The 19310-nt window shown below is 66.5% G+C and carries 18 protein-coding genes; 5 read left to right on the forward strand and 13 right to left on the reverse strand.

What is annotated here, in order from left to right:
• Positions 1 to 205: 205 nt before the first annotated feature.
• From CXG43_RS08005 to glyQ, 9 genes are all read right to left on the reverse strand, one after another.
• A complete protein-coding gene (locus CXG43_RS08005; protein ID WP_101099477.1) occupies positions 206 to 673 on the reverse strand; it encodes a hypothetical protein in 468 nt (155 codons plus the stop codon).
• The gene (locus tag CXG43_RS08010) at positions 657 to 1976 is read right to left on the reverse strand and encodes a FliI/YscN family ATPase (protein WP_232767687.1); all 1320 of its coding nucleotides are present in this window, start codon (positions 1974 to 1976) and stop codon (positions 657 to 659) included. The genes CXG43_RS08005 and CXG43_RS08010 overlap by 17 nt, the downstream gene beginning before the upstream one ends.
• The gene (locus tag CXG43_RS08015) at positions 1946 to 2329 is read right to left on the reverse strand and encodes a hypothetical protein (protein ID WP_101099478.1); all 384 of its coding nucleotides are present in this window, start codon (positions 2327 to 2329) and stop codon (positions 1946 to 1948) included. Before CXG43_RS08015 ends, CXG43_RS08010 begins: the two co-directional genes overlap by 31 nt.
• The gene (locus CXG43_RS08020; protein WP_269801216.1) at positions 2326 to 4410 is read right to left on the reverse strand and encodes an EscV/YscV/HrcV family type III secretion system export apparatus protein; all 2085 of its coding nucleotides are present in this window, start codon (positions 4408 to 4410) and stop codon (positions 2326 to 2328) included. The genes CXG43_RS08015 and CXG43_RS08020 overlap by 4 nt, the downstream gene beginning before the upstream one ends.
• Positions 4410 to 5378: a type III secretion system gatekeeper subunit SctW gene (sctW, locus tag CXG43_RS08025; RefSeq protein WP_198551351.1), complete on the reverse strand. Its 969-nt coding sequence runs from the start codon at positions 5376 to 5378 to the stop codon at positions 4410 to 4412. The genes CXG43_RS08020 and sctW overlap by 1 nt, the downstream gene beginning before the upstream one ends.
• Before the next feature lie 151 nt (positions 5379 to 5529).
• Positions 5530 to 7239, reverse strand: coding sequence for a type III secretion system outer membrane ring subunit SctC (gene sctC / locus CXG43_RS08030; protein ID WP_157825137.1), 1710 nt, complete (start codon positions 7237 to 7239; stop codon positions 5530 to 5532).
• 5 nt (positions 7240 to 7244) lie between these two features.
• Positions 7245 to 8003, reverse strand: coding sequence for a helix-turn-helix domain-containing protein (locus CXG43_RS08035; RefSeq protein WP_157825136.1), 759 nt, complete (start codon positions 8001 to 8003; stop codon positions 7245 to 7247).
• A 108-nt stretch (positions 8004 to 8111) separates the two neighbouring features.
• Positions 8112 to 10181 carry a glycine--tRNA ligase subunit beta gene (glyS, locus tag CXG43_RS08040; protein ID WP_101099482.1) on the reverse strand — a complete coding sequence of 690 codons (2070 nt, stop codon included), beginning with the start codon at positions 10179 to 10181 and terminating at the stop codon, positions 8112 to 8114.
• Between the two features lie 69 nt (positions 10182 to 10250).
• Complete coding sequence (glyQ, locus tag CXG43_RS08045) at positions 10251 to 11165, reverse strand: glycine--tRNA ligase subunit alpha (RefSeq protein WP_101099483.1); 915 nt, start codon at positions 11163 to 11165, stop codon at positions 10251 to 10253.
• A gap of 129 nt (positions 11166 to 11294) precedes the next feature.
• Here glyQ and CXG43_RS08050 point away from each other — a divergent pair, with 129 nt between their 5' ends.
• Genes CXG43_RS08050 through CXG43_RS08060 form a run of 3 tightly spaced genes read left to right on the forward strand, consistent with a single transcriptional unit; the run spans position 11295 to position 14793 of the window.
• A complete protein-coding gene (locus CXG43_RS08050) occupies positions 11295 to 13124 on the forward strand; it encodes a GspE/PulE family protein (protein WP_101099484.1) in 1830 nt (609 codons plus the stop codon).
• On the forward strand, positions 13096 to 13842 hold the full coding sequence (locus CXG43_RS08055) for a glutamine amidotransferase (protein WP_101099485.1): 747 nt from the start codon (positions 13096 to 13098) through the stop codon (positions 13840 to 13842). The genes CXG43_RS08050 and CXG43_RS08055 overlap by 29 nt, the downstream gene beginning before the upstream one ends.
• 51 nt (positions 13843 to 13893) lie before the next feature.
• Positions 13894 to 14793, forward strand: a complete 900-nt coding sequence (locus CXG43_RS08060) for a BPSS1780 family membrane protein (protein ID WP_101099486.1) — start codon at positions 13894 to 13896, stop codon at positions 14791 to 14793.
• 48 nt (positions 14794 to 14841) lie between these two features.
• Here the strand turns inward: CXG43_RS08060 and tatC are convergent, their stop codons facing one another.
• The 4 genes from tatC to CXG43_RS08080 form a co-directional block, all read right to left on the reverse strand.
• Entirely contained in the window at positions 14842 to 15588 is a 747-nt protein-coding gene (tatC, locus tag CXG43_RS08065) for a twin-arginine translocase subunit TatC (protein WP_101099487.1), read from the reverse strand.
• Positions 15585 to 16070 carry a Sec-independent protein translocase protein TatB gene (tatB, locus tag CXG43_RS19410; RefSeq protein WP_232767689.1) on the reverse strand — a complete coding sequence of 162 codons (486 nt, stop codon included), beginning with the start codon at positions 16068 to 16070 and terminating at the stop codon, positions 15585 to 15587. Before tatB ends, tatC begins: the two co-directional genes overlap by 4 nt.
• A gap of 15 nt (positions 16071 to 16085) precedes the next feature.
• A complete protein-coding gene (gene tatA, locus CXG43_RS08075) occupies positions 16086 to 16316 on the reverse strand; it encodes a Sec-independent protein translocase subunit TatA (protein WP_057507047.1) in 231 nt (76 codons plus the stop codon).
• A 79-nt stretch (positions 16317 to 16395) separates the two neighbouring features.
• Positions 16396 to 17283, reverse strand: coding sequence for a YSC84-related protein (locus tag CXG43_RS08080; protein WP_101099488.1), 888 nt, complete (start codon positions 17281 to 17283; stop codon positions 16396 to 16398).
• 162 nt (positions 17284 to 17445) lie between these two features.
• On the opposite strand from CXG43_RS08080, the gene hemH reads away from it, so the two are divergent.
• Both hemH and CXG43_RS08090 read left to right on the forward strand, forming a co-directional pair.
• Positions 17446 to 18408: a ferrochelatase gene (gene hemH / locus CXG43_RS08085; RefSeq protein ID WP_101099489.1), complete on the forward strand. Its 963-nt coding sequence runs from the start codon at positions 17446 to 17448 to the stop codon at positions 18406 to 18408.
• On the forward strand, positions 18405 to 19244 hold the full coding sequence (locus CXG43_RS08090; protein ID WP_101099490.1) for an alpha/beta fold hydrolase: 840 nt from the start codon (positions 18405 to 18407) through the stop codon (positions 19242 to 19244). Before hemH ends, CXG43_RS08090 begins: the two co-directional genes overlap by 4 nt.
• Positions 19245 to 19310: the final 66 nt, after the last annotated feature.

The following is a 19310-nucleotide window of genomic DNA, read 5'->3' on the forward strand; positions in this document are numbered from 1 at the left end:
AGCCTATCGGCAACGGCGAGCGGGTTGCCGTCCAGCGTGGTGGGCAACCCATCGTCCTGATCGTGCATCAGTTCCGTGCTGTCTTCCCTGCGTTCCGGATCATCGGGGAGTCCACGGGGTGGCGCAGCAGATCCGTGTTGGGCGCGGCGTACCAGCGGAATCACCGATGCATCCGCGATGGGGAGATCAGGGGAGCGCGCGGGATTCAGCGCGGGGAGCGGCGACGACATGCGATTTCATCCAACTGTTGGGTGTGGCGGCGACTCTCGAGCAGACGGCGTTCTTCACGATTACGGCTGCGATGCCAGTGTTCGAGCTTCTTCTGTTTGCGGTACTGCAGCGCGGCGCGTTGGCGTTGTCCGGCCTCTTCGGCTTCGCAGCGGATCGCGTCGGCTTCCAGGTCATTGGCGGCGTAGCCGGTCTCCAGCGCATGCGCGCGTGCCACCGCAAGGATGCGCAGACGGTCGAACAGCAGACTGCGGCTGAGGCCGGCTTCGGGTTGCAGGATGGCGCGCTCCAGGGCAAGTTCGGCCGATGCGCGCAACGCTGCAGCTTCTTCGCGGTGGGCGGCTGCGGCCCGCTGCTGCGACTGCGCCGAAAGCAGCGACAGCTGGCGCTGCGCCTGTTTCAGCCTGACCAGCTGCGGACCACGCCTGTCAGCGGGAGAGTGCATGCAGCGCCTCCAGCGTATGTGGCAGCTCACTGCGTTCGTTCTGTGCCTGGCACAGGAACGCCATCAACGCAGCTTCCTTCGCAACCGCCTTGTCGTACACCGCGCTTGCTCCAGGGCTGTATTCGCCGAGATCGCGCATCAGCTGCAGGTCCTCCAGCGTGCCCAGCAAGCCGCGTACGTGGGCCGCCGACTGCTGCTGGGCCGGGTCTGCCAGGGTGGCGAACAGGCGGCTTCCGCTGCGCAGCACATCCAGCGCGGGCAGGTGTCCCCGGCCGGCCAGTCGGCTGCTGAGGTAAAGATGCCCATCCAGCAGCGACTTCACTTCCTCGCCGATCGGGTCGGCATCCTGCTCGTCTTCCAGCAACACCGTATAGAAGGCGGTGATGCTGCCTGTATCGGTCCGTCCGCTGCGTTCGAGCAGGCGCGGCAATGCTTCGAAAACAGATGCCGGGAACCCACGGCGTGCCGGTGGCTCACCGGCGCCCAGGGCGAGCTCCCGCAGCGCACGGGCATAGCGCGTCACCGAATCCATCACCAGCAGTACCCGCTGGCCCTGGTCGCGGAAGTGCTCGGCGATGCTGGTGGCGATCAGCGCCGCCTGGCTGCGTAGTGCCGGCGCGGTATCCGAGGTCGCCTGCACGATCACCGTACGTCCCGCGTGGGCGGAATGCCGCAGGCGCTCCACCAGTGTCGCCACTTCCCGGCCCCGCTCGCCGACCAGCGCAATCACGCTGATATCGATATCGGCATTGTCCAGCAGCATTTCGGCCAGCGTGGTCTTGCCCGCGCCAGCGCCGGCGAAGATGCCGACGCGCTGCCCTTCACCGCAGGTCAGCAGGCTGTCCACCGCACGGATGCCGGTACACAGCGGGGTTTCGATCGCGCGGCGCTGGCGGTAATCCACGCCGCGCCCGTCAATCCGGCGCGCTACCGCGTGCGAATCCGAAGCTGGCGCAAGCCGCTCCACTTCATTGCCCTGGCCATCCAGCACGCTTCCCAGCAGCCGGTCTGAAACACTGATCGTCGGGCCGCGACCGGTCGGCAGGACCAGGCACTGTGATGAAAGGCCGGTGCTGTCACGCAGCAGGCCGATCGAGGCGGTGCCGTGCTCCATCGCAACCACCGTCCCGTAGCCTGCCGATGCATCGTCGTGCACCGCGGCCTGCAACCGGCACACATCGCCGATGGCCACCTGTGGCAATGGCGCCCGCAGCATCGACCCGATGATCGCGGCAGGATGGGCAGCCGGCTGCCAGAGGGAACGGGGCCACATCATCGGATCGCCTGCATCCGTGCCAGGCATTGATGGAAATCCTGCAACGCTTCGGCCAGCAGTGCCGGCTCCTGCACATAGTCGGGGTGCAGCATGCCGCCGACACGTCCATCCTCGCGGACTATCATGGCACCGGCGTCCCAATGACCTACGGGGCGGGTTACCTCGGCCAGCAACGGCTCGGCCAGCACGCTGCGTGCCTGCTCACCAATTTCGTCGATCCTTCCCCACAGCCACACCTGTTCGCCGGCACGCGGATCGAGATAGATATCGCCCACGTCATCGAAGGACATCACGATGGTCGAGTGGTCATCGAACTCGTAATCGCTGGAGTTGGCGCCAAGCTGATCCAGCGCCAGGCAGAGCGTTTCTTTGAGGGTCATAGTGATCTCACGACATCAAGGGATACGGCGTCGGAAATTTCCGAGAAGGAAAGAACCGAAAGACTGGGAAGCCGGGTCTCGATGAAGCGCTTCACGAAACGCCGCACGTCGGGCGCAACCAGCAGCACGGCTTCCGGCCGGCTGGCCAGCAGCGGTTCGAAGACGAGCACGATACGGTCGAGCAGCTGTTCGGACTGGGCAGGGTCAAGGTTGAGGAAGGCCGCCCCCTGGCTCTGGCGGATGCCTGAACGCACCAGCTGTTCGGTGTCCGGGGCCAGCAGGACGGCCGCGATGCGATCGTCGCGGGCGTGCTGGGACGAGATGTAGCGCGCCAGCCCACCGCGTACGTGTTCCACCAGCAGGACCACGTCCTTCTCCCGCTGGCCCCATTGCGCCAGGGTTTCCAGGATGAGCTTCATGTTGCGGATCGACACGCCTTCGCGCTGGAGCCGCTGCAGCACTTCAGACACGCGTTGCACCGGGATATGCCGATGCACCTCCTTCAGCAGTTCGGGGAATCGCTTTTCGGTGTCGTCCAGCAGGTGCTTGGTTTCCTGGATGCCGAACAGCTCACCGATGTTGCGCATCAGCGCGTCCTGCACCAGCTGCTGCAGTTCCTGCTGGTCACTCCGGGTGGCCATGCCCATGGCGCGCAGCTGGTCCTGCATGTCCGCCGGCATCCAGCGCCGCGCAGGCGCGCCATGCGGACCAGGAAGCTGCAGGCCGCTGTCCAGCACCGCCAGCTCATCCTCATCGCCGAGTACACGGACGTGGTCGAGCACGATATCGCTGCTGCCTGCGGCGATTTCATTGATCATCACCACCACCCGGTGCGCACCGGCATCGTGCTCTCGCATCAGCATGTAGGGCAGCTGCATGCCGACGCGCAGATGCAGGTCCTCGCGTAGCTGGCTCTCCAGTCCGGCGCTGTGCCACTTGGCGTAGTGTGCCGGCGGCAGCAGCAGCAGCAGCGGAACCGTCTCGTTGACCTGCCTGCTTTCGCTGCCCAACAGTCCCTGCGCACCGGGCTTGTGGGGCTGGCCGTCATGGCCGAGGGCGCGTCCGGCGCCTTCGCCCGCGTTCCGTGCATCTGCGTTCTCCGACCGCACCCGCCGCGCGGCAAGCGCGAACAGTGCAACGGCCAGAAGCAGGAAGATCGGCATCGGGAAGCCGGGCAGGAAACCCAGCAGCAACAGCAGCGTGCCCGCGATGAACAGAACCTTCTGGCTGCTGAAAAGCTCCTTGATGATGCTCGACCCGAGGTTGCCTTCCTCACCGCCGACACGCGTCACCACGAAGCCGGCGCTGATGCAGATGAGCAGCGCGGGAATCTGGGCCACCAGGCCATCACCGATGGTGAGCAGGGTGAACACCTGCAGCGCCTGCTGGAATCCCATGCCATGCTGCAGCATGCCGACCGCGATGCCACCGAACAGGTTCACGAACACGATCACGATGCCGGCGATGGCATCACCCTTGACGAACTTCATCGCACCGTCGTACGAACCGTACAGCTGGCTCTCCTTCTCCACTTCGCGGCGGCGCAGCTTGGCACCGGCAGCGTCGATGGACTCGGCACGCAGGTCGGCATCGATACCCATCTGCTTGCCTGGCATGCCATCCAGCGAGAAGCGCGCCACCACCTCGCCGATACGCTCGGAGCCCTTGGTGATGACGATGAACTGCACGATGGTGACGATGGCGAAGATGACGAAGCCGACCACCAGGTTGTCGGCGACGACGAACTCGCCGAATGCCGACACGATGTGCCCTGCATCGGCATCCACCAGGATCAACCGGCTGGTGCTGACCGAAAGCGCGAGCCGCATCAGGGTGGTGAACAGCAGCACGGACGGGAAGGTGGAGAAGTTGAGAATGCGTTCGACGTAGAACGAGCTGAGGAAGATCACGATGGCGATCATCAGGTTGACGCCGATCAGCAGGTCCACCAGGAACGTTGGCAGCGGCACGATGAGCATGCCGATGATCACCGCCATCAGCACGACCAGGGCCAGTTCGGGCCGCAGCAGGGTGCGTGCCACCTGGCCCAGGCCGGTGGCGGGCACGTTCATCGTGGCCATCAGACGGCCACCCAGTGGCTTGCGCCCGCCTGCAGCTGTTCCTGCGTCATTGCGGCACCGAGCAGCGCTTCCACTTCATCCACCGCCCGCACGTGCTGCTCTGGTCCCTGCCATAGGCTGTGCGGAACGGCCTTCAGGAATCGTCGCAGGTTCTGCGCGAAGCGGGCCTTTTCTTCGGCTGCCAGGACGAAGGCGAGCTGGGCGAACACCGAATCGAACAGCCGCTGCAGCCCGCCCCCCATGCGTATCATCGCGAACAGGGCCGACAGCAACGCGGGCTGGGTGACGCCGATACGCGACATCATCGAGGCATCCCAACAGCAGGCCAGCAGCAGGTGATCGGCCGAGCGCAGCGTGGTGAGCTGGCGCACCCGCTGCAGCAGCGGCCCGAACTCGATGCGGTTGCAGAATGGATCCAGCGCGTACATATCCGCAGCCATCGCATGTTCGATGAAGTCCACGACACGGCTGCGGCGCTCGAAGCCATACAGCGCGATCCACTCTTCATAGGTTTCCAGGGGTTCCCCGCCGCCGAGGAAATCGCGGTAGCTCTGCCTCAGCTGGGCCGGGGTCGCGGCGAGCAACCGGGCGTGCACGCGCGCCTTCAGTGCGATGTTGAGCCCGGCGCGTACCAGGCGGCCTTGCCCGTCCCTGCCACCAAGCAGCTCCTGTTCCAGTTGCTCGAGGATCTCCGCGGCCTCTTGCAGCTCTCCGCTGGAACGCAGCGCGCGCAGCACCGCCACGGCATCGCTCGGGTCCGGGAACAATGCAGCCAGCAGGCCGCGCAGTGTCGCGCTGTCGATCGAGGCCAGCTGGCCGATCTGCAGGCGCAGCGCAGCCAGCTTATCGGGGCCCTTCGGGTCCAGGACATGGTCCAGCCACGCATGCGCGTTGACCTGCGTCTCCTCCGCATGGCGCGTCCGGTTGCGGCCCATCATGGACAGCAGCCCGGCGAGATCGTCACTCATGGCCACCATCTGGTGTAGCGTACCGGCCTGCTGCGTACTGGTGCGGCGCATTGCGGCCGTGGAGGAGGCGGGCTCCTCCTCCGCCATCGCCAGGGCGACAGACGGCTCACGGTGCCGCGGCAGCATGGCCGGAGGTCGTGTGGCGCTGGCATCAATGTGTGCCATTCACTGCCTCCCGTACGCTCTGGCGGACATGTTCCAAGTGCTCGGGCAGTGTCTGTTGCAGGTCCTCGATCGTGTCCAGGCCGGTGCCGGGCAGCAGATCCGCAGGTGTACGCACGCGAGGCTGGATCAGGAAGATCCGCACCAGCTCCTGCTGGCGCGCACTGCGATGGCGGAACGCGTGTCCCAGCCATGGAATGCGCCCCAGGCCGGGTATGGCGGTGCGGTCGCGCGCCTGCTCGTGGCGGGTATATCCCCCCACCAGCAGGCTCAGCCTGTGCGGCACGCGGGCGACGGTATCGAGGGTGGTGCGGTTGATCACCGGCAATCCTTCGACCTCGGCACCACTGGAGGTCCCGTCTTCGATCTTCAGCTGCATTTCCACTTCGTTTTCGGTTGAAACGCGCGGCAGCACGCTGATCATCGTGCCGTAGGTCACCGATTGCAGCGACGCGGTCCGCTCGGCCTGCAATCGCGCATAGAAGGTGCTGTTGCTGTCGAAATGCGCAAGCACGTTTTCCTGCGTCAGCAGTACCGGGCGTGACACCACGCTTGCATGCCCGCGCTCGGAAAGTGCGGTGACCGAAGCAAGAAAGCGCTCACCATCGAGTGTGGACGTGGCGCCGTTGAACCCCAACCCGAGGCGGCCGGCAACGCCAACCTGGCCGCTCCACTTCACCCCGAGTGCATCCAGCTCGTTCTTCTGTACGTCGATGATCCACAGCGACAGCTCGACCTGTTTGCGCGGCAGATCGAGCTCGGCCACCAGCTGCTTCACTTTCTGGATGCCGGACAGCGTGCCGCGCACGATCAGGCTGTTGGTTTCCGGGTAGGCCACCACGATGGTGGGCGCCTGTCTGTCCGCAGAGGATGGGCGTACGGGGGGGGCGTCCTCCCTGCGTTGCAGCGGCCTGCCCTGCCGCGCCGCCACCGCGCTTTCCGCGCTGGGATCCTCGGCCGCTTCCACGGCGTCCGGCCGACGCACGATGATGCCACTGACACCTGAATCCGCCAGTACGTTCGCCAGCGTCTCAGCCATGCCGGGCAGCGTGGTTTCCCAGCTGCGCATGCCGTAGCGTCGGCCCTGGGCAAAACTGTTGCGCAGCGGTATGACCTCCACGTGTTCGGCACGCGCGTCGGCGCCGCGGTAAAGCTCATCCAGGTAGCGGGCCGCGCTGAGCACGATGTCGACATAGACGGGCGATCCGGACACATAGAACGTGCCGTCGCTGCTGGCGCCACGCAGCGCATGGCGCGGGTCGGCAAGGCGTGTACGGCGCAGGAAATCTTCCAGCACCGCAACCGAGGCGTGCTGCATCCGGCCGATGGCGTTGCGGGTTTCACTGGCGTCATGCACATACAGGGTCTGCCCATCGCTGTACCAGATCAGGCCGACGTCGCGGGCGACCTGGTCGAGCACCGCCTGCGGTTCACGCAGCGAGAAGCTGCCCTGGACACGCTTTTTCTGCGCTCTGGTGCTGACGATGACCGGCAGCTTCATCTGTGCGGCCACTGACTGCAGCAGCAGCGATACGCCGTCGCCACGGGATACGAAGGTGGCGTCGGCGGACAGTTCGCCGCGATGGCGGATCGCGGTGTTTTCAAGCGGCACGTCGTCGCCGCCTGTCTGTTGGGCAAGCAACGGCGCGGGGACGGTGCCGGCCAGCAGCACGGCGAACAGACAGACGGTGTAGCGCACGATTTTCACAATGAATGGACTGATTGATAGATGGAGCTGGGCGACCTGCCGAGCAGCGATTTGATTTCACTGCAGAAGTGCGAAGGCGAGGAAAAGCCGAAATCCGACGACAGCCGGGTGAAGGTGGCTCCGGTATCGGCATAGCGATGCAGCACCCGACCTGCGCGCAGCAGGCGCAGCTGTTCCTTCAGCGAGCGGCCGAAGGCGCGCCGGCCGATGCGGCGGAACTGGGCGACGGACAGGCCGTAGCGATCAGCAAGCTTCTGGACGCCCTGGTCCGGACTTTCCAGCACGAACCGAACCAGCTGGTAGACCTCGCGCCGGGCCCAGCGCGCGGCCACGGCCTGGAAGGCCGGTGTGTCATCCAGCAGTTCGTTCATCAGCCAGTTCTGCGGTGCGCTCGGGTGCTCGAGCGCGCCCGTGGCAGGCAGCAGCGCCGCCGTGCGGCGATCGCCTTCCACGCTGCGCTGCAGGCCTTTGGCGTGATCGTGGAACGCAAGCAGGCGCGGCACGCTGTCCGGCACCGCCAGCACCCGGACATGGCGCCCCAGCAGTTTCAGCTGGCGCTCACCGCTTGCCAGCAGGCGGACGCCACCGGGCTCGATCGTGAAGCGGGAGTTGCCGTCGTAGTCGCGTGCCGCGCCGAGGTCGACGTCCGCCACGTGGTGGTCGGCGACCAGCAACACCGATTCCGCGCGGGGTATCACGCACGACAGGGTGGTCGGATGCGCCGTCGGCGTCTGGGGAAGAGGGATGTACGACATGACGCACATGGTGTTGCGTCATGCCGCACAGGGCTATGAGCCGAGTTGCGCTTTTGCCTGCGGGTCGATCAGCGGGGCGGCAGGCGCCGGCCCCGGGTTCTGCAGCGGTTACAGCTGGGCCAGCGAGGCCACTGCGTCGAAGCGGTCGGACAGCCGCTTCAGCAGCGCAAGACGATTCGCGCGCACGGCCGGGTCCTCGTCGTTGACCATCACCTGGTCGAAGAACGCGTCCACCTGCGGCCGCAGGCGCGCCAGCCGTTCCAGCACGCTGACGTAGTCCTTCTTCTGCAGGCTGGCACCGGTATCGTCGATGGCCGCGGCAACCGCTTCGGCGAGCGCGCGCTCGGCCTCTTCGCGCAGCAGCGACGGGTCGATCTGGCCCGGGATGTCGATGTCGGCCTTGCGCAGGATGTTGCCGATGCGCTTGTTCGCCGCCGCCAGTGCCGGCGCTTCCGGCAAGGCTGCAAACGTACCGATTGCGTCAATACGTCGGTCGAAGTCATACAGCGACGCGGGCTTCAGTTCGGCCACCGCGTTGAACTGCGACGCCGGAACGCCCTTGTCGGCGTAATAGCCGCGCAGGCGTTCGATGATGAAGTCGTACAGTTCGGCCACGTCGGCCTGCACGTTGCGCGGTGCGAGCGCCGTGTTGGCCTGCGCCAGCAGAGCGCGCAGATCCAGTTCGAAGCCGCTTTCGATGACCGTGCGCGCCAGGCCCAGCGCGTTGCGGCGCAGCGCGAAGGGATCCTTGTTGCCGGTCGGCTTGAGGCCTGCGGCAAAGCCACCGGCGAGGGTGTCCAGGCGCTCGGCGATCGCCAGCACCTTGCCCAGCGGCGACAGCGCGATGTCGTCACCGCCGAAACGCGGCTGGTAGGACTCGTCGATGGCCAGCGCGACCTCCGGTGACTCGCCCCCGGTCAGCGCGTAATGGCGGCCGGCGATACCCTGCAGTTCGGGGAACTCATTGACCATGCGGGACTGCAGGTCGTTCTTGGCCAGCTGCGCGGCACGCCGCGCCAGCACGGGGTCGGCACCGACCTGCGGGGCGATGGCATCGGCCAGCGCGACCACGCGTGCGACCTTGTCGGCCACACTGCCCAGCTTGGCCTGGTAGGTCACGGTCTTCAGGCCATCGCCCATCGACTCCAGCCCCTGCTTGAGATCTTCGTCGAAGAAGAACTTGGCATCGGCGAAGCGCGGACGGATCACCCGCTCGTAGCCCTTGGCGACTTCCGCCACATCCCTGGATTCGATGTTGGCGATGCCGATGAACTTCTCGGTCAGCCTGCCGCCCTCATCCAGCACCGGGAAGAATTTCTGGTTGATCTCCATCGTCTCGATCAGCGCTTCCTGCGGCACCGCCAGGAACGCGCGTTCGAAGCTGCACAGCACCGCCGACGGCCATTCGACCAGGTTGACCACCTGCCCCAGATTGTCTTCGGTGATGCGTGCACTGCCGCCCGCTTCCGCAGCGGCGGCCTGCACCTGCGCGGCGATGCGTTCGCGGCGTTCCTGCGGATCGACCAGCACGAAGGCCGAACGCAGCGATTCGACGTAATCCTGCGGTTGGGTCAGCCACACGGTCTTGTCATGGTGGAAGCGATGGCCGCGGGTCATGCGGTCGGCCTTCAGGCCGAACAGTTCGGCATCGACGATGTCCGGGCCGTGCAGCAGCACCAGCCAATGCACCGGTCGCGCGAAGCCCCATGCATGGTCACCCCAGCGCATCGGCTTGGGGATCGGCATCGCCGCGATCGCCTCGCGCAGTACCTCCGGCAACAGGTCGGCGGTGCGCGCACCCGGCTTCACGGCGCGGTGCACGAAGCGCTCGCCCTTGCCGTCGCGGGTCTTCTCCAGCGCGCTCCAGTCGATCCCGGCCTTGGCCGCGAAGCCCTGCAGCGCCTTGGTCGGCTGGCCGTCGGCATCCAGTGCGATGTTCAGGTACGGGCCCAGCACTTCGCTGTGCTGCTCGGGCTGTTCGGTGCCCACGCCCGGCAGCAGCACAGCGAGGCGGCGTGGCGTGGACAGCGGGCGCGCATCGCCCAGGTCCAGTTCGACGCCGCGCTTGCGCAGGCCCTCGACGATGCCGTCGAAGAACGCCTGGGACAGGCCCGGCAGCGCCTTGACCGGCAGCTCTTCGGTGCCCAGTTCGATCAGCAGGGGAGACAGGTGGCTCATCGGTTCAATCCAGTTGGGGGCGCAGCGCGCGACGCGGCCGGCGCCCGGTGGTTCGGGAAGGTGCGGGATTCAGGCCTGCGTTCTGGCGCCGGGGAAGCCCAGCTTCTCGCGCTGTTCGTAGTACGCCTGGGCCACGCCCTGGGCCAGCGCGCGCACGCGCAGGATGTAACGCTGGCGCTCGGTCACGCTGATCGCACGGCGCGCATCGAGCAGGTTGAAGGCATGGCTGGCCTTGGTCACCTGCTCGTACGCCGGCAGCGGCAGGCCCAGTTCGACCAGCTTCTTCGCTTCGCGTTCGCAGGCGTCGAAACGGTGGAACATTTCCTCCACGTCGGCGTGTTCGAAGTTGTAGGTGCTCTGCTCCACTTCGTTCTGGTGGTAGACATCGCCATAGGTCACCGGGGTGCCGTCCGGGCCATAGGTCCACACCAGGTCGTAGACGTTGTCGCAGTTCTGCAGGTACATGCACAGGCGCTCGAGACCGTAGGTGATCTCGCCCAGCACCGGCCGGCACTCCAGGCCACCGGCCTGCTGGAAGTAGGTGAACTGGGTCACTTCCATGCCGTTGAGCCAGACTTCCCAGCCCAGGCCCCACGCGCCCAGGGTCGGCGATTCCCAGTTGTCTTCGACAAAACGCAGGTCATGCACCAGCGGATCGATGCCCAGCGCCTTCAGCGAATCCAGGTACAGCTGCTGGATGTTGTCCGGCGCCGGCTTCATCGCTACCTGGTACTGGTAGTAGCGCTGCAGGCGGTTCGGGTTCTCGCCATAGCGGCCATCGGTGGGGCGCCGCGAAGGCTGCACGTAGGCGGCATTCCAGGTCTCCGGGCCGATCGCGCGCAGGAAGGTCGCCGGGTGGAACGTGCCGGCGCCCACTTCCAGGTCGAGCGGCTGGATCAGCACGCAGCCCTGCTGCGCCCAGAACTGGTTCAGGGTCTGGATCAGGCCCTGGAAGGTGATCGGAACGGTCGGGGTCGCGGACATGCGGTCGTTTCTTGGCCGGGCAGAGGGGTGCGCTAGTATAACGAGCGACCACCGCCGGGCGCTGGACGTGATCCAGACCACGCTGCGGCGGCGTTCAACGCACCACGTGGCAACCAAGGACACAGGACGATGGAGCAGCACCCGATGGCGTCGTCCCCGCATCCAGCAGCGATCCTGCCGCCCGGCCGGCTGCTGTTCGAACAGGTCGCCACCGCGCTGGTGGCCGACGGGCTGGTGGCCGACAGCGACCTGGAGCGTGTGCGGTTTTCTGCCCAAGGCGCGAAGAACGCCAGCGAAGTGCATCCGCTGGTGCTGCTGGCCAACCTGAAACTGGCCGCCAGCGGCGGCGGCGAGCTGGGGCTGGAGCGGCTCACCGACTGGCTGGCCAAGCGCACCGGCACCCGCTACCTGCGCATCGACCCGACCCGGGTGGACGTGGCCAGCGTGACCGCGCTGGTGTCCCACGCCTATGCGCGCCGGCATCGTTTCCTGCCCCTGGCGGTGGACAGCGAACGGGTGCTGGTGGCTACCAGCGAGCCGCTGGCGCAGGAGTGGCGGCGCGACCTGCAGCACCTGACCCGGCGCCCCATCGAACTGGCCCTGGTCAACCCGCTGGACCTGCACCGCTACACCATGGAGTTCTACGGGGTTACCCGTTCGGTGCGTGGCGCCCGCGGCGATGCCCGTTCGGAAACCAGCAGTACCCTGCCCAGCTTCGAGCAGCTGGTGGAGCTGGGCCGCGCCGGCGACGTCAATGCCGACGACCAGCACATCGTGCACATCGTCGACTGGCTGCTGCAGTACGCCTACGAGCAGCGTGCCTCGGACATCCACCTGGAGCCGCGGCGCGACATGGGCCGCATGCGTTTCCGCATCGATGGCGTACTGCACAAGGTGTTCGAAGTGCCGCCGGCGGTGATGACCGCCGTGGTCAGCCGGATCAAGGTGCTCGGCCGGATGGACCTGGGCGAACGCCGGCGCCCGCAGGACGGCCGGATCAAGACCCGCTCGCCGGGGGGCCGCGAAGTGGAAATGCGTATTTCCACCATGCCCACCGCGTTCGGCGAGAAGTGCGTGATGCGCATCTTCGACCCCGACGCGGCGTTCAAGAGCATCGACCAGCTGGGCTTCAGCGCGCAGGAAGCGGCCGGCTGGACCACGCTGGTCGAACAGCCACACGGCATCGTGCTGGTCACCGGGCCAACCGGTTCGGGCAAGACCACCACGCTGTATTCCACGCTGAAACGGCTGGCCACGCCGGATGTGAATGTGTGCACGGTGGAAGACCCGATCGAAATGATCGCGCCGGAATTCAACCAGATGCAGGTGCAGACCAACATCGACCTGGATTTCGCCAGCGGCGTGCGCACCCTGCTGCGGCAGGATCCGGACATCATCATGATCGGTGAAATCCGCGACCTGGAAACCGCGCAGATGGCGGTGCAGGCTTCGCTTACCGGCCATCTGGTGTTGTCCACCCTGCACACCAACGATGCGCCCTCGGCGATCACCCGCCTGCTCGACCTCGGCGTGCCGCATTACCTGTTGGCCTCCACCCTGAACGGCATCCTGGCCCAGCGCCTGGTGCGCACCCTGTGCACGCACTGCAAGGTGCCGCACGTGCTGGAAGCAGCCGACTGGGCGGTGCTGGCTGATGGCCAGATGGCATATCCAGATGCCGCCACGCCGTACCGGCCGGTCGGCTGCCTGGAGTGCCGGCGCACCGGATTCATGGGGCGGATCGGGCTGTATGAGCTGCTGCCATTGGGCTCGCGGCTGCGCGGGCGGATCCGCGCAGACATGGATCTGGGCGCGTTTTCGCGTGAAGCACGCGGTGCAGGACTGCGCACCCTGCGCCAGGCAGGGCTTGAAAAGGTGGCCCTTGGGCTGACTACAATCGAGGAAGTCCTGTCAGTCGTGCCGCCTGCCGATGAACCGCCTTCCCTTCCTGATCGTTGAAACCGGCCGACCGCTCGCCTCGTTGCGGCGCTACGGCCGTTTTCCGCATTGGATCCGGGTCGCGGCGGGGCTGGAAGAACAGGAAACCGTGGTGGTCGATGCCGAGCACGGCGACCCCCTGCCGGACGTGCGCGGCTATGCCGGCGTGCTGGTGACCGGCTCGGCCGCCTATGTCACCGACCGGGCCGACTGGAGCGAACGCAGCGCCGCCTGGCTGCGCGAGGCGGTGCACGGCGGCAGCCCGGTGTTCGGCATCTGCTACGGCCACCAGCTGCTGGCGCACGCGCTGGGGGGGCAGGTGGATTACAACCCTGCCGGCCGCGAATCGGGCACCATCGAGTTGTCGCTGGATCCCGCTGCCCATCAAGACCCACTGTTCAGCGGTTTGCCATCGCGTTTCCCGGCCCACGCCACGCACATGCAGACGGTGCTGCGCGCACCGGAAGGTGCCTCGGTGCTGGCCCGTTCCACGCTGGATGGCTGCCATGCCTTCCGCTGGGGTGACCGCGCCTGGGGGGTGCAGTTCCATCCGGAATTCGCCACCCACCACATGCGCGGCTACGTGCGCGCGCGTGCCCAGTGCATCCGCCAGCACGGCGGCTGCGCACGCAGCATCGAGCGTGCCATCACCGCCGCCCCGCTGGCCCGGCAACTGCTGCGCCGTTTCGTGCGCCAGGCCCGCCACGCTTCAGGTCACGGCGCCGTAAAACAGGGATAATCACCGGATGCAGGGCACGCGCCCTGCCCCTCCCCTGTTCTTCGGATTGGTATGAGCGAGATGCGCAAGCTACCGGCTTCGGCTGGTGCGGAATGGCTGGTGTCCGGGTTCACCCTGCTGCGCAAGGCGCCGCTGGGCCTGGGCATCCTTGGCATGATCTGGGCGTTGGCCGCGCTGCTGGTGACGGCATTGGCGACGATGGTGCCCGTGCTCGCGCTGCCCGCGCAGTTGGTGATGGCCCTGGCCGGCCCGCTGATCTTCGGCGGCCTGGTATGGGCCGTGCGAGAGGTCGACCACGGTCGCCCGGCGCAGCCGGCGCACCTGTTGCAGGGCCTGCACGACAGCCGCGCGCCGCACCTTCTGGTCTCGCTGCTGCCGCAACTGGTGGCCGGCCTGGTGCTGGGCATCCTGTTGCTGCTGCTGATCGGCAGCTCTGGCCTGGGCCAGCTCAGCGAGGTGATGACCAAGCTCAACGAACTGAGCCAGTCCGGTGCGCAGCCGAGCCCGGCGGAGATGGAAGCGCTGGCCGCCAGCCTGCCCGCTGGCCGCATCCTGCTGTGGCTGCTGTGCGTGCTGGTGGTGTTCATCGCGGTGGCGCTGGCACTGTTCACGCTGTCGCCGCAGGTCATGTTCGAACAGCGCAACGGGCTGCAGGCGCTGCGCCTGAGCCTGCGCGCCTGCGTGCACAACCTGCTGCCGATGGCGGTGTTCTTCCTGCTCGCCTTCGTGGCGGTGTTCGCCGTCTACTTCCTGGTGATGATCGTGGCGATGGTCGCCCAGCTGGTGGGCGGGGCGATGCTGGCCCTGTTCGCCGCGCAGCTGTTGCTGATGGGCGTGATCATGCCGGTGTTCGCCGGCGCGGTGTACAGCGCCTGGAAGCAGATGTTCGGCGAGGCAGGTGAACCGCCGGCACTGCCGGACAGCGGACCGTCGAACGTGTTCCACGCCTGAAGCTTTGGGTGCCGCTGCGCTCGTCGAGCGTGGCGCGGCGCTGCCGGGTCAGGGCTCGGTCTGGCGGGCGCTGGAGGGCACCAGCCACTTCGAGGCGTGGATGCCCAGTTCGTAGAGCAGGCACATCGGGATGGCCAGCATCAGCTGTGACACCACGTCCGGCGGCGTCAGCACCGCCGCCAGCACGAAGATGCCGACCACCGCATAGCCGCGTCCTTCCTTGAACTGCTGCGGCGTGACCCAACCGAGCAGCGTCAGGATGACCATCGCCACCGGCAGCTCGAAGCTGCCGCCGAAGGCGAAGAAGATCGCCAGCACGAAATCCAGGTAGGCATTCGCATCCGGCGTGATCGCAATCACGTCCGGCCGGAAGGTGGTCAGGAAGTGGAAAACCGCCGGCAGCACCAGGAAGTACGCGAACGCGCAGCCGGTGTAGAACAGCAGTACCGACGAGCCGAGGATCGGCACCGCCAGTCGTTTTTCGCGTGCGTACAGGCCAGGCGCGACGAAGGCCCACAGCTGGTACAGCAACCACGGCATGGCCACGAACAGGGCGAGGAAGAAGGTCAGCTTCAGGGGCGCGAAGAAGGCACCGGCCGGGTTGATCGCGATCATCGACTGCCCATTGGGCAGCTGCGAGATCAGCGGCTCGGCGACGACGGTGTAGAGGGTGCGCGAAAAGGGGAGCAGGCCCAGCAGTACGACACCCAGGCCCAGCAGCGCGCGTACCAGCCGTGCGCGGAGTTCGACCAGATGCTCCACCAGCGAACTTTCACCGAACTCGTGCTCGCTCATGGGGTGTTCTCCTTCGCATTGGCAGGCGCAGGCGCATCGGCCGGCGGCTCCGCCGTCGCAGGTGCCGGACGGGAATCGGGCAGCACGGCCGGTGCGGACGATGGCTGATCCAGCGCGATGGTTTCAGGCGTGGGGCGCACCTCGCCCATCGACGCGGTAGCGCGTGGCGTGCCGCGCACTTCATCGGCGATCACCCGGCCCTGGTCATCCACATCCTGCATCTGCCGGCGCGCGGCTTCGCCGCTGGCACGCAGTTCGCTCTCGGTGTCCTGCATCGACTGACGCACGTCCTGCATCTGCCGCTTGATGTCCTCGGCCTGCAGCTCACGCTCCAGTTCCTGCTTCACCGAATCCCACTGGTTGCGCGCACGGCGCACCCACAGGCCGGCAAAGCGCGCCGCCTTCGGCAGTCGTTCCGGGCCAAGCACCACCAGTGCCACGATCGCAACGACCAGCAGCTCACTGAAGCCGATATCAAACACCGCTACCCCTCCGGATCAACGCGGGTCGCGGTCGCGCTCGTCCTGCACCGTGCTGCTGCGCGAGGCATCGTTGCGCGATTCATCACCGAGCTGTGCACCCGGCTTGTCTTCGTCACGCATGCCTTTCTTGAATTCCTTCACGGCCGAGCCGAGGTCCTTGGCGCCGCTGGTGAGCCGCTTGGTGCCGAACACCAGCAGAACCACGGCCAGCACGATCAACCAATGCCAGATGCTGAAACTGCCCATAAAGACGCTCGCAAATATTTTCAGGGATCAGGATCCCGAGCATAGCGCACCGGCAGGGGGCCGGCGCGCATGCTGGAAGTCAGTTGCCGTCCAGTGACTCGGTACGGATCTCACCTTCGGTGACTGGCTGGAAGCCCTGTTGCGACGGCGGCGCGGCAGGTACGTTCTGCAGTGGCACGGTGGTCGCTTCGGCGGCCGGCGGCGGAGCCACCTGCGGGGCCGGAGCGACAGCCGCCGCACGCGGTGCGGGCGCCGGGCCACTGGAGCCACGGTTGTTGCGGGCGGCGTAGGTGGCCTCTTCAAGGCGGTCACGGAAGGCCACCACGTCCATCGACGGCGCACCTGCGGCACGCCCTTCGAAGATCATCCGCGGCGTGGTGCCGCTGCCGTACGCATCCAGATTGGCGGCATCATCGATCTGCAGCACGGCACCGTCCAAGGCAACACCGGCAAACAGGCCGCGTGCACGCGACCACGACCAGATTTCCGCCTTCAGCTGGCCATCGGTCGCGGCGGCCGCATTGCGTCCGACCGGACCTGCCGCCACGCCGGCATCCGCGCCAAGGGTGAACTTGCCATTGACCAGGTTGTCCAGGCTGCGTTCGTTGCGGAACACCAGCACCACGTCGGAGGACTGCACACCGGCCTGGAAGCCGATGCTGCCACCGGTGAGCTTCATGAATACCGGATTGGACCAGCTGCCATCGGGCATCTTCACCGACATCAGGCCATGCCCGCGGCGGCCGCCGATGACCAGCCCGGCCTTGATGGTGTCGGGAATGACGACGACGGCATGGCCTTCATCGAGCAGCTTGTCCGGGATCCCCTGCTCGGGAATTTCCTGGATTTCGGCCAGCACGCGTACCGCGTTGCGCGCACGCTGGTCTTCCTGGGGGCCGGCCAGCGCGGCCTGGCTGGACAACATCAAGCCAGCAGTGATCAACAGGGTAAGGCGAAGGCGACGCATGACGGACTCCGTATCAGTTGACCAAGAAGATATAGCAAGCAGCTGAAAGTAGGGCCGTTTAGATGAATCAGCAATGAGTTTTCCGGCTATTCATTCACTCTTTCGATCCATCTCATTGATCGATCTCATCCCTCCTTCGGACGCGATCAGCGACAATGGCCCATGCTCAACGCACCCGATTCCGCCGTGCTGGCGGTGAACCTAGGCACGCCCGAAGCGCCAACTGCCCCGGCAGTGCGGCGCTATCTGGCTGAATTTCTTTCCGATCCGCGTGTGGTGGCGATTCCTGCGTTGTTCTGGAAGCCGTTGCTGTACGGCGTCATCCTGCCGCTGCGCAGCGGGCGCTCGGCGGAAAAGTATGCGCAGGTGTGGCTGCCGGGCGGCTCACCGCTGATGGTGCACACACGCAACCTGGCCGAGGCCATGCAGCGTTTGATGCCCAGCCGTCGGGTCCGCCATGCGATGCGCTATGGGGTACCCGCGCTGGGCAAGGAGCTCGATGACGCCAAGGCCGCCGGCATCCGCCGCATCGCGGTGCTGCCGCTGTATCCGCAGTATTCAACCACCACCACGGCGTCGGTCGAGGACCTGGTGGAGCGCTGGCGCCGCAAAAATCCCGATGTGCAGGTGGAGCTGATCCGCGACTATCCGGTGCACCCTGCGTGGGTCGACGCGGTTGCCGGGTCGATCCGTCGGTGGTGGGAACAGCATGGCCGGGGGGAGAAACTGATGTTCTCCTTCCACGGGATACCGCAGCGGGTTGCCGATGCCGGTGACCCCTACCCGCGGCAGTGCGAAGCGAGTGCGGCGGCCATCGCTGCGGCGCTGGGCCTGTCCGCTGACCAATGGCAGATGGGGTATCAGTCGCGGTTCGGCCGCGAGAAGTGGCTGCAGCCCTATGCCGAACCCAGCCTGTGGGCGCTGGCCGAGGGCGGCGTCAAGCAGATCGACGTGGTCTGCCCCGGGTTTGCAACCGACTGTCTGGAAACCCTGGAAGAGGTCGCGCTGGGCTTCACCCACACCTTGGCCGAGCGCGGCGCGCAGATGCGCTACATCCCTTGTCTGAATGATGATCCCGCGCACGCAGGCGCCTTGGCGCAGTTGGCGGAGGACGCGCTGAAGTGACGCCGCAGGCGTTTTCGCTGCAACTGGGCGGCCAGACCGTCAGTGGACTGCGGCGGCCAGGGACGGGGCGTCGGGTACTGGCGCTGCATGGCTGGCTGGATAACGCCGCCAGCTTCGTGCCACTGCTTGCGCATCTGCCGGAGCTGGACATCGTGATGCTGGACCTGCCCGGACATGGCTTCAGCAGCCACCTGCCGGCAGGTGCCAGCTACACCACGCCGGCAGCCATCTGCCATGTCCTGGATGTGGCCGACGCGCTGGGATGGGAACGCTTCACTCTGCTGGGCCACTCCATGGGGGCCGGCATCGCCAGCCTGACGGCCGCCGTTTCTGATCGCGTGGAGCGGCTGGTGGCGATCGAGGCGCTCGGCGGGCTGCGAGGCCCGGAATCAGAGACCGCGCAGCGCCTGCGCGACCACGTGACCGCCAGCCGCACGACCAACGGCCGACCGCTGAGGGTGTTCCCTACGCTGGCTGCACCAATCCGCGCCAGGATGATGGCCAATCAGCTGAGCGAAGCCAACGCGCGCCTGCTGGTGGAGCGCGGGGTATGCGACGTGCCGGGGGGTTACAGCTGGCGCACCGATCAGCGGCTGATGCTGCCCACCGCGGTCCGGCTCACCGAGGGCCAGATCGACAACCTGCTGCAGGCCATCGCCTGTCCCGTGCAGGTGATCTATGCCAGCCCCGCCCAGGCCTATTACCCCGAACCGCAGCGCAGCGAGCGGCTCAAGCACCTGCGCGATGGCCGGTTGGCCGTGCTGCTTGGCACGCACCACATGCATATGGAACGGCCAGCCGAGGTTGCCGAGCTCATCATGCGGTTCTGTGCCTGAGCGACTGATCCGTCATCCTTTTTTCAGACAAAAGAAAAACCCCGCTGCGTGAGCAGCGGGGTTTTT

Origin of the sequence: Stenotrophomonas sp. Bg11-02 (assembly GCF_002836635.1) — a bacterium.
Classification (GTDB): domain Bacteria; phylum Pseudomonadota; class Gammaproteobacteria; order Xanthomonadales; family Xanthomonadaceae; genus Stenotrophomonas; species Stenotrophomonas lacuserhaii.

Bases quoted from the DNA above. Each gene is read 5' to 3' on its own strand.
- CXG43_RS08060 (WP_101099486.1), top strand. From the start codon at position 13,894: ATGAGCGAGATGCGCAAGCTACCGGCTTCGGCTGGTGCGGAATGGCTG.
- tatC (WP_101099487.1), bottom strand. From the start codon at position 15,588: ATGAGCGAGCACGAGTTCGGTGAAAGTTCGCTGGTGGAGCATCTGGTC.
- tatA (WP_057507047.1), bottom strand. From the start codon at position 16,316: ATGGGCAGTTTCAGCATCTGGCATTGGTTGATCGTGCTGGCCGTGGTT.
- CXG43_RS08055 (WP_101099485.1), top strand. From the start codon at position 13,096: ATGAACCGCCTTCCCTTCCTGATCGTTGAAACCGGCCGACCGCTCGCC.
- CXG43_RS08020 (WP_269801216.1), bottom strand. From the start codon at position 4,410: ATGGCCACGATGAACGTGCCCGCCACCGGCCTGGGCCAGGTGGCACGC.
- CXG43_RS08015 (WP_101099478.1), bottom strand. From the start codon at position 2,329: ATGACCCTCAAAGAAACGCTCTGCCTGGCGCTGGATCAGCTTGGCGCC.
- CXG43_RS08050 (WP_101099484.1), top strand. From the start codon at position 11,295: ATGGAGCAGCACCCGATGGCGTCGTCCCCGCATCCAGCAGCGATCCTG.
- CXG43_RS08080 (WP_101099488.1), bottom strand. From the start codon at position 17,283: ATGCGTCGCCTTCGCCTTACCCTGTTGATCACTGCTGGCTTGATGTTG.
- sctW (WP_198551351.1), bottom strand. From the start codon at position 5,378: ATGAGTGACGATCTCGCCGGGCTGCTGTCCATGATGGGCCGCAACCGG.
- CXG43_RS08010 (WP_232767687.1), bottom strand. From the start codon at position 1,976: ATGCCTGGCACGGATGCAGGCGATCCGATGATGTGGCCCCGTTCCCTC.
- CXG43_RS08035 (WP_157825136.1), bottom strand. From the start codon at position 8,003: ATGTCGTACATCCCTCTTCCCCAGACGCCGACGGCGCATCCGACCACC.
- glyS (WP_101099482.1), bottom strand. From the start codon at position 10,181: ATGAGCCACCTGTCTCCCCTGCTGATCGAACTGGGCACCGAAGAGCTG.
- glyQ (WP_101099483.1), bottom strand. From the start codon at position 11,165: ATGTCCGCGACCCCGACCGTTCCGATCACCTTCCAGGGCCTGATCCAG.
- hemH (WP_101099489.1), top strand. From the start codon at position 17,446: ATGCTCAACGCACCCGATTCCGCCGTGCTGGCGGTGAACCTAGGCACG.
- CXG43_RS08005 (WP_101099477.1), bottom strand. From the start codon at position 673: ATGCACTCTCCCGCTGACAGGCGTGGTCCGCAGCTGGTCAGGCTGAAA.